General features: G+C 61.4%; 13 protein-coding genes. 7 read left to right on the top strand and 6 right to left on the bottom strand.

Annotated elements, in window-relative coordinates; translation table 11 throughout:
* Window positions 1–77: 77 nt before the first annotated feature.
* Both LZ012_RS14440 and LZ012_RS14435 read left to right on the top strand, forming a co-directional pair.
* Complete coding sequence (locus LZ012_RS14440; RefSeq protein ID WP_275711522.1) at window positions 78–1,049, top strand: hypothetical protein; 972 nt, start codon at window positions 78–80, stop codon at window positions 1,047–1,049.
* Window positions 1,050–1,593: 544 nt separating this feature from the next.
* Window positions 1,594–1,971, top strand: coding sequence for a hypothetical protein (locus LZ012_RS14435; protein WP_275711521.1), 378 nt, complete (start codon window positions 1,594–1,596; stop codon window positions 1,969–1,971).
* Between the two features lie 498 nt (window positions 1,972–2,469).
* Here LZ012_RS14435 and LZ012_RS14430 read toward each other — a convergent pair whose 3' ends face one another.
* The 3 genes from LZ012_RS14430 to LZ012_RS14420 form a co-directional block, all read right to left on the bottom strand.
* Complete coding sequence (locus LZ012_RS14430) at window positions 2,470–2,931, bottom strand: hypothetical protein (protein ID WP_275711520.1); 462 nt, start codon at window positions 2,929–2,931, stop codon at window positions 2,470–2,472.
* Between the two features lie 386 nt (window positions 2,932–3,317).
* Window positions 3,318–3,467 (bottom strand): hypothetical protein, encoded by a 150-nt coding sequence (locus tag LZ012_RS14425; protein WP_275711519.1) that lies wholly within the window; start codon window positions 3,465–3,467, stop codon window positions 3,318–3,320.
* 608 nt (window positions 3,468–4,075) lie between these two features.
* On the bottom strand, window positions 4,076–6,418 hold the full coding sequence (locus tag LZ012_RS14420; protein ID WP_275711518.1) for a fatty acid cis/trans isomerase: 2,343 nt from the start codon (window positions 6,416–6,418) through the stop codon (window positions 4,076–4,078).
* 187 nt (window positions 6,419–6,605) lie between these two features.
* Between LZ012_RS14420 and yaaA the strand changes: the two genes are divergently transcribed.
* On the top strand, window positions 6,606–7,379 hold the full coding sequence (gene yaaA / locus LZ012_RS14415; RefSeq protein ID WP_275711517.1) for a peroxide stress protein YaaA: 774 nt from the start codon (window positions 6,606–6,608) through the stop codon (window positions 7,377–7,379).
* Window positions 7,380–7,388: 9 nt separating this feature from the next.
* On the opposite strand, the gene LZ012_RS14410 is transcribed toward yaaA, so the two are convergent.
* Window positions 7,389–7,898, bottom strand: coding sequence for a TlpA family protein disulfide reductase (locus LZ012_RS14410; RefSeq protein WP_275711516.1), 510 nt, complete (start codon window positions 7,896–7,898; stop codon window positions 7,389–7,391).
* Between the two features lie 35 nt (window positions 7,899–7,933).
* Window positions 7,934–8,407, bottom strand: a complete 474-nt coding sequence (locus tag LZ012_RS14405) for a putative toxin-antitoxin system toxin component, PIN family (protein ID WP_275711515.1) — start codon at window positions 8,405–8,407, stop codon at window positions 7,934–7,936.
* Between the two features lie 50 nt (window positions 8,408–8,457).
* Between LZ012_RS14405 and LZ012_RS14400 the strand changes: the two genes are divergently transcribed.
* Genes LZ012_RS14400 through LZ012_RS14390 form a run of 3 tightly spaced genes read left to right on the top strand, consistent with a single transcriptional unit; the run spans window position 8,458 to window position 10,416 of the window.
* Window positions 8,458–9,429, top strand: coding sequence for a tRNA dihydrouridine synthase (locus tag LZ012_RS14400; RefSeq protein ID WP_275711514.1), 972 nt, complete (start codon window positions 8,458–8,460; stop codon window positions 9,427–9,429).
* A gap of 7 nt (window positions 9,430–9,436) precedes the next feature.
* Window positions 9,437–10,105, top strand: a complete 669-nt coding sequence (trmB, locus tag LZ012_RS14395) for a tRNA (guanine(46)-N(7))-methyltransferase TrmB (RefSeq protein WP_275711781.1) — start codon at window positions 9,437–9,439, stop codon at window positions 10,103–10,105.
* A complete protein-coding gene (locus tag LZ012_RS14390; RefSeq protein ID WP_275711513.1) occupies window positions 10,102–10,416 on the top strand; it encodes a YkgJ family cysteine cluster protein in 315 nt (104 codons plus the stop codon). The genes trmB and LZ012_RS14390 overlap by 4 nt, the downstream gene beginning before the upstream one ends.
* Before the next feature lie 13 nt (window positions 10,417–10,429).
* Here the strand turns inward: LZ012_RS14390 and LZ012_RS14385 are convergent, their stop codons facing one another.
* A complete protein-coding gene (locus LZ012_RS14385; protein WP_275711512.1) occupies window positions 10,430–10,861 on the bottom strand; it encodes an Lrp/AsnC family transcriptional regulator in 432 nt (143 codons plus the stop codon).
* A gap of 132 nt (window positions 10,862–10,993) precedes the next feature.
* Between LZ012_RS14385 and LZ012_RS14380 the strand changes: the two genes are divergently transcribed.
* Window positions 10,994–12,094, top strand: a complete 1,101-nt coding sequence (locus LZ012_RS14380) for an ornithine cyclodeaminase (RefSeq protein WP_275711511.1) — start codon at window positions 10,994–10,996, stop codon at window positions 12,092–12,094.
* Window positions 12,095–12,107 lie beyond the last annotated feature (13 nt).

Here is a 12,107-nt window from a genome sequence, read left to right as displayed (position 1 = left end):
CGAACGTTTACGTTGTAAATCATGGCCTCTGTTATGGGGCATGACACATCTCACTTACCCACAACATAAGGACTGCCATGGCTATTAATCCAACAGTGCCTCTTGATCCCCATGAATACGGCCTGGCTGACGACTATTCCGACTCCCTTCATTCCTTGAGTAGCGCCGTGGCGTGGGGGGCTATCCTTGCCGGCGCAGCTGCCGCCGCCTCATTGTCGTTGATCATGCTGATTCTTGGCCTCGGATTAGGGCTTTCGTCGGTATCACCGTGGTCGAGTGAAGGCGTCAACGCAACGACGTTCGGGGTTTCTACCATTCTATGGCTGACGCTTACCCAGTTGCTTTCCTCTGCGATGGGGGGATATCTGGCCGGTCGACTGCGAACAAAATGGACGAATACGCACACCGACGAAGTCTATTTCCGCGATACCGCGCACGGTTTTCTCGCTTGGGCCGTGGCCTCGCTGGCTACTGCCGCTCTGCTGACTTCGGTGATTGGCTCGATCCTGAGTAGCGGTGTTCAGGCTGGAGCCACGGTGGCGGGAGGAGCCGCCAACACAGCCGCCATGGCTGCCGCAGGGGTTGCTACATCCGAAAAAACGGGATCACCGGACAGCGTACCAATGGCTTACTTTGTCGACTCCCTGTTTCGCCGGATTGGGAGCAGTGAGGCTGCTAGTCAGAGCGGGGCTGCAATGTCTGCCGAAGTATCCGACGGCACCACGCCCAAGGAGGCTGCAGAGGTGAGCCGTATATTCATCAACGCCGGCCGTTCCGCTTCCCTGCTGCCTGAGGACGTCCGGTACGTCGGCCAACTGGTTGCCCAACGCACGGGGTTGTCGCAGCAAGAAGCCGAGAAGCGCGTGGCCGACACCTACGCACGCGCGCAGGCCAAGCTGCACGAAGTTGAAGTTGCTGCAAAAGACGCCGCCGACAAGGCGCGCAAAGCGTCGGCCTACGCTGCACTGTGGACATTTGTCTCCTTGCTCTGCGGTGCCTTTATCGCCAGCTTGTCAGCCATCTACGGTGGACGGCAACGTGACGCCTGAGCATCCAATTCAGCTATCCGACTTCAAGAGGCCACCATGCGTTCGCTTATATTGTATTTTCTCGGCATCCCCATCCCGATCATCATTCTGATTGCGCTGTTCATGCATTGACATGCAGTCCATGACGACGCCCAGAAGCCTCACGACAGCTATACCTCGACATCAGCGGACGGGCGGTCGGCCTTATCGGACGTTGGCCTTCTAAATACAAATTACCGGTTTTAGCCACATACCGGCCATTTGAGCTTTGAAGATACCAATGACGGCTTTGGGGCAATCTACTACTTCCGCATGCGACTACGATAGATATTCATCGCCACGATTGCCCTCGGCAGATTTTTGAGCGGAGCGGACGTATTTAACTCCGAAGCGAGCTTTCTAAATCGTGACGTGTTTGCGAATTTGCGCTTTCAGCAGAGCTCTTGCATCTGCTTCAGAGACATCGTGAAACGGCGGTACTAGTACGAATTCAGTGAGCTAGGTGCATTGAACCTACTGGATAATGTGCGCTCTTTACCGTGGGGAACACTATTCGCTCGTAGTCATGGTTGAAATTATTTGGGAAGAATTTGGGCTGGTTCGCAAAATGGCAGGAACCATCACGACTGCCGAGATGGACGAGTCAGCAGTAGCCATCCAAGGCAATTCCCGTTTGGATGAAATGCGCTACAACATCCATGACTTTTTGGCTGTAACCCAGTCTCAGCTGTCAGAGTCTGATATTGAGTTCATGGCCGCACGAGCCAGTGTTTCAGTCCAGAGAAATCCGAAACTCAGAATTGCGTTCGTAGGAAGTCACCCAGCGGTATTCCAACTGATGGATGCCTTTAACAACTGCGGGCTGGCAAAACATCGAGTGATGCGTTTCAATTCGATGGAAGAAGCTAGGCGGTACGTCGAGCTGAGTCCCAATAGCTTGTAATGCCTGTGTAATTATTCGCTCGTAGTATGCACACCACAAAACTACAAGGAGACACAAATGAGCGAACACGCAACAAGCAAATTTCTGAACACCAGTGCAACCTATCTGGGCCTAACGATTAAATCCTGAAGTAGTCCAAAGGGTTTTCACCCTCGGGACTACACCCAGTCTTACAGCAGACTGCGCCTGACAGCTTCGGCTGGAGACATTCTTTTTGAGCCAACCTTTGTCAGCGGGTGGGGTCTTCAAGGTCGACGTGGAGTTCCGCTTCGTGTTCGTTGAGCATGGTTATGCCGCCAGGCGATAGATATCCTGATTCTGATGCACCATGCCGAGTTCTTCCAGCGCCCCCAGCACCGCCTGAACGGCTATCCGGCCACATGCCTACGACAACAGGCGGCAACGTGGCGGTAAGCCGCCAGTCATCGCCAATCGGGGTCAAAGGTCTGCTTTCTACTCCGTCGAACTGGTGCTCCCGACCCAAACCGGACGTCGTTTTCAATTGACAAGGAGGCCTGAACCGGCCCGAAGCTGCCAAATATCAGTCCATGCTACGGGGTTTCGGAGAGTTTTTTGCTTTCCGTTCCAATAGAGCCAGAGCAGGATAAAGGCGCTATAAATTAATGGCCCGAGGCCAAAAAGCGAACGTACAAAGAAATAATCGCCCAACCGATCCTGAAGATAGTTCGGTGTTGGCAACACAGACCATAACAACGGGGCCGCAAGGCTCCAGCCAGCAACAAATCCGACCCAGAGCAGTCTTGGAATATCTTTTAAACGCATACCAGAATACGCTAGCGCAAGAGCTATCCACGTGGCAGCAAGCCCCGCTCCGATGCTGTAAAGCCCAGCATGCCAAAGCCTTGCGATGTTTGAAACAATGGACCTTGTGGCCATCCGCTGTGCCACACGCTGTCGACGAGCGTCAAGATCGCAGCCGGGACAAAGAGAAGAAACCATCCCATAGCTCCGATAACGTAGAATAAGGTAGCGGGGACAAGTAAGACAATCGCATTAATTGCCATAAGCACTTTTACGGCAGGGCCAAGTTGCATATACCTCCCAACTTAGATAAGAGCTTCTTAGTCGCCAAAAACCACGTATTTGTCATTGCGCGGATTAATGACATTGAGCTTATCTACGCATGTACTGATTAGCAAGATTCAATTATTCGGTTCATCGTCTGGTCTTGGTCCAAACAAGAAAATCCCAAAAAGCTAAAATCGTACAGCCTATTGACCGGCCGCTTGTGGCCGGGAGCACGCGTTTCCTACAATTCCCGGAAAGCAGTCTCTCCCCTATCGGCCTTTGCGCAAATGACCGATGTTGCCGACAAGTAGCCTCGCTCAGCAGTTGCCCTTTTTCGCCTGCCCCGGCGGGCAATGGCCGCCCCGGCCCGGACCATCCGGATCGACCACGACGGCGCCGCCCGGGGTATAAATCGCGCAGCTCGCCAGCAATAGAGTTGCAATCATCATCAGCAGCAGATTCTTCATGGTTCATTCTCCATCTAACCAAGGGGGGCCGGCGATGCCGGTCTCGGCGATTGGCGCGTGCCCAAAGCACAAAATCGCGTCCGCTTGCAGGACCTTCACCCGTGTCCAACTGTGGGCCGCTACGCTAATCCTACACCGGGGTCAGTGCGCTTGCATGAGGTGAAGCACCTCGAAGGCATCGATTTCATCCGTTGCGACGACGTGCTGGCGGCAGAAGCCGGCGGCGAGCCTGGTATTCCAAACTTCCACCCTGCGATGATAGCGCTTGAGTCCGGCAGGCTAGCTGGCCAACCTCTGGTTGTGGAGCGAAAAATGCCCAATCGGGTCGCTCAAACGGATGGCTGCTTTGGCCGAGGAGCTCCTGTTTGGAAATCGCTCTGGACGGCCGTAGCCTCAGTTAGCTGCCGTTGCACTTCCTGACAGCTAACGGTCCGCCGTCAGTACCCGTTCGCGGGATTGCGAAGCTGCCGTTCAGTTTGATTTGCTGCTGAGTCGCTATAACGGTGGGGGTTGCGTAGATTCGATAACAATCGCCCAGATTGCGCGTGCTTCGATGGCTATTTGCATGGGATTTCACACATATTGTTGGCGTGAAGTCGCCCTCTCGGTTAATGATTCTCCAACCGGCTGTAGTCGAGGATGCCGAATTCGATGGGCCGGCTGGCCTGCGAGTAGTCGTGGATGGCATCGCTGGTCGGCCAGAAGCGCGGGTCGGTGCGGCGGATGCCGTAAGCGTCGGTCAGGCGGGCGAGATCGGCCTCGCTGCGCAGGGCGGCGACGGCGTCGGCGAAGCGGCCGGCGTTTTCCCGGTTGATCGCGAAAATCGCATTCGGGTAGGCGCCGACGATGCCGTTCATCGCCAGCAGGGTGTCCTCCTCGGGCAGGCGGCGGTCGGCCTCGCTGAAGATTTCGGCGACATTGGTGTGGGCGCTGTTGCGGATCAGCGAGAAGACCTGAGACTTGCCGGCGGGCGCTTGATAGACGAGCAGGCTGTCTTCCGGCATGCGTGAGGCGGCGAGGCCGCGGATGGCGGACAGCCGGCGCAGGGCGGCGAGATCGGCTGCCGGCAGGCCGCTGGCCTCCAGCTCGCGGGAGCGGTCGCGGGCCTTGGCGGTGCGTTTGCCGAGCAGGTCGTACAACTCGTTCAGGGTGTCCTTGCTGCGAAAGTGGATACCGGTTTCTTGGGGGAAGAAGCGGGCGGCGTCGGCGAAGTGGTCGTTGTGCGGCTTGCTGCGCTCGCGGTACCAGTGGTCGAGGACGGGCTGTCTATCCTTGATCGGCAGCAGGGCGAGGAAATTCAGTTCGCTCTCCATGCGCAGGAAATCCATGTACAGGCGCGTCGCCAGTTGGTGGCCGACATTGCCATAGACGTCGAAACCGGCCACCAGCAGGTAGTGCATGCGTTCGAGCACCGGGTAGCCGATCAGGAAGGCGGTTTGCGGCCGCTCGCCGGCCAGGCCCTTGATGACCGAGGCGCTGTCGAAATGGCGGAAGACGGTGAGGGCTGCATTGGGGTTGCGGCCTTCGCCGTCCCAGATGTCGTTGAGCGTCGGCCGGGTGTCGGTTTGCTTGAGCCGGGCGGTGACGCGGCTGCGCGCCTCGGTGTACTCGTGTTCGAGACGGGAGTATTCCTTCCAGGCGAGCAGGCCGGCCGTGCTTTCGCGCTCCGCCGGCAGGCGCAGAACCGGGCTGGCGGCATCGATGATGGCCTGCATGAAACCGGCGCTCGCCTCGTTGGGCGCCACGAAGTAGACCCAGAAATGATCGTTGATCGAATTGAGCGCGAACTGGCCACGGCAAACCGGGCCCTTCATGAAGCCAGCCAGGGTGAATTGCGCTTCGTCGAGCATCAGCCGGTAACGGGCGACCAGCGGCAGGTCGCGGAAGGTGACGAAGGGGTTGGAGGCAGTTTCCGGCTCATAGGAGGGCAGGCGACTGACGGTGTAGTCGGGCTTCAGGAACCATTCATGCAGGCTGTCCATGCGCCGGGCGTCGAGCTGCAGCGGCATGTGGGTTTTGGCGGCCGGCGTGGCTTCGAGGCGGCGCAGGCGATACCAGACGCGATCGACGCCCGGATCGTCGTAGGGCCGGCGGGTGGCGATCAGGTCGATCGGCCGTCCCGGTGGCGTGCGGCTACGCACCAGCTCGAAATACTGGCCGGGTTGCTCGGCGAACCACAGTTGGCCGATGAACCAGTGCTCGTAGATGTAGCGGGCGGTGAGCCGGCTCTTGGTATCGTCGGCATTGAGGAAGGCTTCCCAGTCGGCGATCTGGCGCGTCAAAGCGGCTGGCATCGGTGCAGCCGGCCGGTAGGGGGCGCCGGATTCCAGCCAGCGGGTCAGTGTCGCGTGTTCGCTAGCGCTGAGCGGCGGCAGGCCGAAGGGCATGCCGCGCGTCGGATGGCGGCGGGTGTATTCGTCCAGACCCTCGGCCGGCGTGCATACCTGCGGGCGGTTGAGTGCGAAGTCGATGTCCTTGTCGTCCAGCGGTCCGCCAGCGGGGCCGGGGTGGGCCTGCTTGAGCGCCAGCAGGCGAGCCATGACGCCGGCTTCGCGATTCGCCTGCGGTGTCGGCTGGCGTTCGTTCAGCACCGGAAAGAAACCCTTTTGCCGCCATTCCTCATTGCTTTGCGCATCGATGCCAAGGCGGGTCGGTTCGGCGGCGAGCAGGCGATCGGCGAACACCTGGCTGGTGCTGGCACCGCGCGTCAGGCCGGCGTAACTGGCCAGGTTGAGCTGGCAGGGGGCGTCGTAGCAGGCATGGCAAGTGACGCAGCGGCGGTCGAGGATGGGGCGGACATCCTGCCAGTAATCCGGGGCCGGTATGGCGCTCGGGAGGAGGCGGTCGAAGCGGGCCGGGTCGGCCGGGCCGAAGCGGTCGTCCAGGCGCAGCGTGGCGACCGTGGCGCAGGCCGCGAGGAAGACGAACAGCAAGGGGGCGAATTTGCGCAAGGCAATCTCCGTTGAAGCGCGGGAAATGTGCGCGACGCACAAGGGCGGCTGCATCGTACCAAAGTCTTCCTGGAGTCCAGACATCTTCGTGGCATCGGCGTGGCGTTTTGTAGTGGTGGACGCGTTGGACAGGGGTGTCCGCCGTTAAAATGCAGCACACAACACGTCCTGAATTCCATCCCCCACCATGCTGATCCTGCTATCGCCCGCCAAAGCCCTCGATTACAAGACCCCGCCGCACATTGCGACCCACACGCAGCCCAGCTATCTGAAGCAGTCGGAAACCCTGATCCGCCAGCTGCGCAAGCTGGCGCCGGCCGATATCGCCCAGCTGATGGATTTGTCCGATCCGCTGGCACTGCTCAATTTCAACCGCTATGCCGACTGGTCGCTGCCCTTTACCCCGGACAACGCCAAGCAGGCTGTGCTGGCCTTCGACGGCGATGTGTACGACGGGCTTTCGGCCAGGACCTTGTCGGCCGACGATCTTGATTTCGCCCAGCGCGGCGTGCGCATCCTGTCCGGCCTCTACGGTCTGCTGAAGCCGCTCGACCTGATGCAGCCCTATCGCCTGGAAATGGGCACCCGCTTCGCCAACAAGGCGGGCAAGGATCTGTACGCCTTCTGGGGGGAAACCCTGCTCAAGGAGATCAATGCCGAACTCGATGCGGCCGAACGCCCGGTGGCGGTCAATCTCGCTTCAGAGGAATATTTCAAGGCGGCGGTCGGCCGCAAGATTAAGGGCGAGGTCATCCAGCCGGTATTCGAGGACTGGAAGAACGGCAAGTACAAGATCATCAGCTTCTACGCCAAGCGGGCGCGCGGCCTGATGACCCGCTATACGGTGCTCAACCGGCTGCGCCAGCCGGAGGCGCTGCAGAATTTCGATTACGACGGTTACGCCTTCGCGCCGGAGGCGTCGGATAAGACCACCTGGGTTTTCCGCCGTCGAGTTGAGTAAAGGCCTGCCCTACAGCTTGAGCTTCAACACCTTGGCGATGGTCTCGACAGCGTCGCGGCTGTCCCACTCGTGGGCGCCGTAATATTTGCCGAGCACCTTGCCGTCGGCATCAATCAGCACGGTCAGCGGCAGGCGGTTGGCGCCGAGCATGTTTTCCAGTGGCCACGGCTTGTCGTCGATGAACATCGGGAACGCCGTGCCGGATTTCTGCAGGAAGCTCTTGGCATTTTCCGGGTAGTCGTCGGTGGAAATGCCGATCACGGTGAATTGCTTGCCGTAGCGCTTGGCCAGACGATCGAGCGATCCCATCTCGGCCCGGCAGGGGCCGCACCAGCTCGCCCACACGTTGATGATCAGCGGCTTGCCCCTGAAATCCGAAACCTTCTTGGACGGCCCGTTCAGCCCCTGCATCGGCAGGTCGCGCAGGGCGCTGCCGACATCGACTTCGCCCGGTGTCTTGGCGTGGGCCGGGGTAATGAGGGTCAGCGTGGCGACGAGGAGCGCGGAAAAGAGCTTCATGGGAGGCGGCAAAGGATGGGGTGGATGGGGCGAGTTTAACCGAGTGCCGGCACGGCTGAGCGATCGTCGGGCGCGGTGTCCGGGCCGCTGTCGGCTGCCAGTTGCCGCGATGCCGCAGCCGGGCCGACGATCTGGAACGACAGTTTCGTCCGCCCACGCAGTTTGAGGAGGGCCTTGTCCTTGCTGACCAGCACGTCGGCGTTGCAGCGGGCGGCAAGCTCGAGGAATTTCTGGTCGTCCTTGTCCTTGCAGCGCGGCAGGGGCGGCGCTTCGCCGTCGGGAACCATCTGCACCAGGCTGCTGTAGCGGGCGTAACGCTCGCTGATCATTTCCGGTGTCAGCTTGAGTTGCGGGTAGGTCAGCACCCGCTGCAGTTCGTCGAGGGTGCGCTGGTCGGCGAAGCACTGGATGCGGCCGGCTTCGAGGGCGGCCATGATCGGCACGGCGTCGGTATTGGCCCAGTGAAAGAGATCGAGGACCACATTGGTGTCTAAAACGATACGTAGCATGGGGTGGATTATAATCGCTGCCTTTTCAAGCCCTTGCCGAAAGTAAGCCGATGTCCCGCATTCTTCTCGCCCCGATGGAAGGCCTCGCCGATCCGCTGATGCGGAACGTGCTGACGGCCGTCGGCGGCTACGACTGGGGCATCTGCGAATTCATCCGGGTCACCGAAAGCGTGCTGCCCAATCGCACCTTCCTGCGCACCTGCCCGGAATTGCACAACGGTAGCCGGACCGAGGCCGGGACGCCGATGCGCGTCCAGCTGCTCGGCTCCGATCCGCATTTCATGGCGGCCAACGCCCGTCGCCTGGTCAAGCATAGGCCGGCCGGCGTGGACATCAATTTCGGCTGCCCGGCACCGACGGTTTTCCGCCATCGCGGCGGTTCGGCCCTGCTCGGCGAGCCGGAACTGCTGCACGACATCGTTAGCGCGGTGCGGGCGATGGTGCCGGCCGACATTCCCTTCACCGCCAAGATGCGCCTCGGCATCGCCGATAGCAGCCTGGCCGTCGATTGCGCCCAGGCCATCGAAGCCGGCGGCGCCGACGAACTGATCGTCCATGGCCGGACCAAGGTCGACGGCTACAAGCCGCCGGCGCGCTGGGCGCAGATCGACCGGGTGCGGGCGGCGGTCAATATCCCGATCATCGCCAACGGCGAGGTGTGGACGGTGGACGATTTCCGCCGCTGCCAGCAGGAATCGGGCTGCGCCGACATCATGCTCGGCCGCGGTGCGCTGGCCGATCCGCTGCTGCCGCGCAAGGTGCGCGGCGAGGAAACCGGTGGCTGGGAGGAATTGCTGCCGTCGGTCGCCGCCTACTGGCTGGGCGTTCGCCAGCGGGTCCTGCCGGTGCATGCCGGCGGCCGGATCAAGCAGTGGCTGATGCTGCTGCGTCGCCACTATCCGCAGGCCGAGGCGCTCTATCAGCGCCTGCGTCCGGTCAAGGCCGCCGAGGACATCGACCGCCTGCTGATCGAGGTCGGCGTGCTCGATGCCGGGCACGATATCCTGCCGCTCGCCGCCTGATGGAAGGCTGATGGAAGGAAATTCCCGCTTCATCAGCAGCGCCCAGACCGGTCCGCACGACGATCTCGACGGGCTGGTCCGCCGCCATCTGGCCCACCCGTTCCGCAAGCCCATCCTCGACTACAACCGCGAGGCGTTTGCGACGGCCATGGCGGCGCGCGACGCCTGGAATCCGGCCGCGCCGCTGATTCTCGATGCTGGCTGTGGAGTTGGCTGGAGCAGTTTACGTATCGCCGAGTCCTTTCCCGACCATTTCGTCCTCGGGGTCGATCAGTCGAGCGACCGCATCGGCCGCGGCAAGCCGATGGAACTGCCGCCCAACGCGCTTCTGGTGCGTGCCGACCTGATCGATTTCTGGCGCCTGCTGGCCGAGAACGGCGTCCGTCTGGCACGCCACTACAACCTGTATCCCAATCCGTGGCCCAAAATCGGCCATCTTGCCCGGCGCTGGCACGGCCATGCCGTTTTTCCGGTGTGGCGGGAGCTGGGCGGCGAGCTGGAATGCCGCAGCAACTGGCGCATCTACATCGAGGAAATGGCGCAGGCACTGACCTTGTTGAGCGGCCAGCCGGTACACGCCGAGCCGTGGCAGACGGACGATCCGATCACGCCCTTCGAAAAGAAATACCTGGCCTCGGGCCATGAACTGTGGCGCTGCCGGGTGGATTTGCGATGAGCGTCTGCCAGAGCTGCGGCGCCTGCTGCGCCAGTTTTCGTGTCGATTTCCATCCGGCCGAACTGGCCGGCGGCGCCTTCGCTTGGGGGGCGGGCGTGCCGCAGGAGCTGACCGTGCCGGTGACGGCCAGCATCGTGCGCATGGCCGGAACCGATGCCGCTGCGCCGCGCTGCATCGCGCTGGCCGGCGAGGTCGGCGTCGCGGTGAGCTGCACCCTCTACGATGCCCGCCCGTCGCCGTGTCGGGAATTCGATACCGAACACGCGGCCTGCAACCGGGCACGCCAGCGCTGCGGCCTGCCGCCGCTCTGATCCCGCCCGCTTCTCAGATACTGCCGCCACGATAGGTGGCGAGGTGGATGCTGGTTTCCGAGGTCTGAATGCTGCGGATCAGGCGGATTCTTTCCAGTATTTCCGACAATTCGTTGAGGTTCTCGGCGCGCAGTTCGGCCAGCAGATCCCAATGGCCGTTGGTGTCGTGCAGCGCCGCGACGCCGGGTTCGCCGAGCAGGCTGGCGATGACCGAGCGCGTCTCGTTGCCGGCGACGACGATGCTCATCCAGGCGCGGATTTCCGCCGGTTGCGAATCGGGGCGCAGTTGCACGGTGTAGCCGACGATCACCCCTTCGTTTTCCAGCTTGGCGATCCGGTTGGTTACCGTGCCGCGCGACACCTTCAGCTTGTGGGCCAGCGTGGCGACGCTGGTACGGGCGTTTTGGCGCAACAGCCCGATGAGTTGCCGGTCCAGAGTGTCCATTTTGTCGAATCGCCAAAATTATGTGTCACTATGTTCAATCAACTGCCGAAATAAGGCAATGATTGCTATTTTGCCTGGCATGCATTTCACAGATGATGGTTGCAAGAGTCTGCGATAACCAAGGAGCCGACCATGCCAGCCAACAGACCTCTGCGTACCCGTTTCCTGAGCGCCGAGCGCGCTGCCCGGATGATCATGCACCAGGGCTTGGCAGCCTGCCTGGAGCGCCTGGCCACCTATCTGGTGGAGGATTGCCGCCGCTGGCCGGAATTCGACAAGACGCCGCGGGTGGCCAGCCATTCCGCCGACGGGGTGATCGAGCTGATGCCGATCTCCGATCACGACCTGTATGCCTTCAAGTACGTGAATGGCCACCCGAAGAATCACCGCCTCGGCCTGTCGACGGTGATGGCCTTCGGCGTGCTGGCCGACGTGGAAAGCGGCATGCCGATGCTGGTCAGCGAACTGACCCTGACCACCGCCTTGCGCACCGCCGCCATGTCGGCCGTTGCCGCTCGCGCCCTGGCGCGGCCAAACTGCCGGCGCATGGCGCTGATCGGCAACGGCGCGCAGAGCGAGTTTCAGGCTGTGGCCTTCAACCGCCTGCTCGGCATCGACGAGTTTCACCTGTTCGACACCGATCCGGCGGCGACCGCCAAACTGCAGCACAACCTGATCCGTCTGGGCTTGGTCGCTCATCATTTCGCCAGCACGCGGGAGGCCGTGCGCGGCTGCGATATCGTGACCACGGCGACCGCCGACAAGACCAATGCGACCATCCTGACGCCGGACATGGTGGAGCCGGGCATGCACCTCAACGCCATCGGCGGCGATTGCCCGGGCAAGACCGAGTTGCATCGCGGCGTGCTTGAAATGGGCAAGGTCTTCGTCGAATATGAAGCGCAGACGCGCATTGAGGGCGAACTGCAGCAGATGCCGGCGGACTTTGCCGTGACTGAATTGTGGCAAGTGCTGACCGGGCAGCTGGGCGGGCGCAGCGCCGCCGACGAGGTGACCATTTTCGATTCGGTCGGCTTCGCGCTGGAGGACTATTCGGCCTTGCGTTTCATGCGCGATTTGGCTATTGAATTGGGTGTGGACGAGGAGATTGCGTTGATCCCGGATTTGCCCGACCCGAAGAACCTGTTTGGCCTGATCGCCGGGGAAGGGCAGGCGGTTCGGGGAAGCGCCTCCGCGCCGGCCGAGGACAGCGGCGTTCCCGTTGCTGCCTGATGCTGCATTGGAG

Source organism: Dechloromonas hankyongensis (assembly GCF_022012295.1).
GTDB classification, from domain to species: Bacteria; Pseudomonadota; Gammaproteobacteria; order Burkholderiales; family Rhodocyclaceae; genus Azonexus; species Azonexus hankyongensis.
Note: the sequence above shows the minus strand (reverse complement) of the source record. Positions and strands in the feature narration are given on the sequence as shown.

Excerpts from the sequence above, each read along its gene's own strand:
- LZ012_RS14440 (WP_275711522.1), top strand. The coding sequence starts at position 78 with ATGGCTATTAATCCAACAGTGCCTCTTGATCCCCATGAATACGGCCTG.
- LZ012_RS14435 (WP_275711521.1), top strand. The coding sequence starts at position 1,594 with ATGGTTGAAATTATTTGGGAAGAATTTGGGCTGGTTCGCAAAATGGCA.
- LZ012_RS14430 (WP_275711520.1), bottom strand. The coding sequence starts at position 2,931 with ATGGTTTCTTCTCTTTGTCCCGGCTGCGATCTTGACGCTCGTCGACAG.
- LZ012_RS14425 (WP_275711519.1), bottom strand. The coding sequence starts at position 3,467 with ATGAAGAATCTGCTGCTGATGATGATTGCAACTCTATTGCTGGCGAGC.
- yaaA (WP_275711517.1), top strand. The coding sequence starts at position 6,606 with ATGCTGATCCTGCTATCGCCCGCCAAAGCCCTCGATTACAAGACCCCG.
- LZ012_RS14410 (WP_275711516.1), bottom strand. The coding sequence starts at position 7,898 with ATGAAGCTCTTTTCCGCGCTCCTCGTCGCCACGCTGACCCTCATTACC.
- LZ012_RS14405 (WP_275711515.1), bottom strand. The coding sequence starts at position 8,407 with ATGCTACGTATCGTTTTAGACACCAATGTGGTCCTCGATCTCTTTCAC.
- LZ012_RS14400 (WP_275711514.1), top strand. The coding sequence starts at position 8,458 with ATGTCCCGCATTCTTCTCGCCCCGATGGAAGGCCTCGCCGATCCGCTG.
- LZ012_RS14390 (WP_275711513.1), top strand. The coding sequence starts at position 10,102 with ATGAGCGTCTGCCAGAGCTGCGGCGCCTGCTGCGCCAGTTTTCGTGTC.
- LZ012_RS14385 (WP_275711512.1), bottom strand. The coding sequence starts at position 10,861 with ATGGACACTCTGGACCGGCAACTCATCGGGCTGTTGCGCCAAAACGCC.
- LZ012_RS14380 (WP_275711511.1), top strand. The coding sequence starts at position 10,994 with ATGCCAGCCAACAGACCTCTGCGTACCCGTTTCCTGAGCGCCGAGCGC.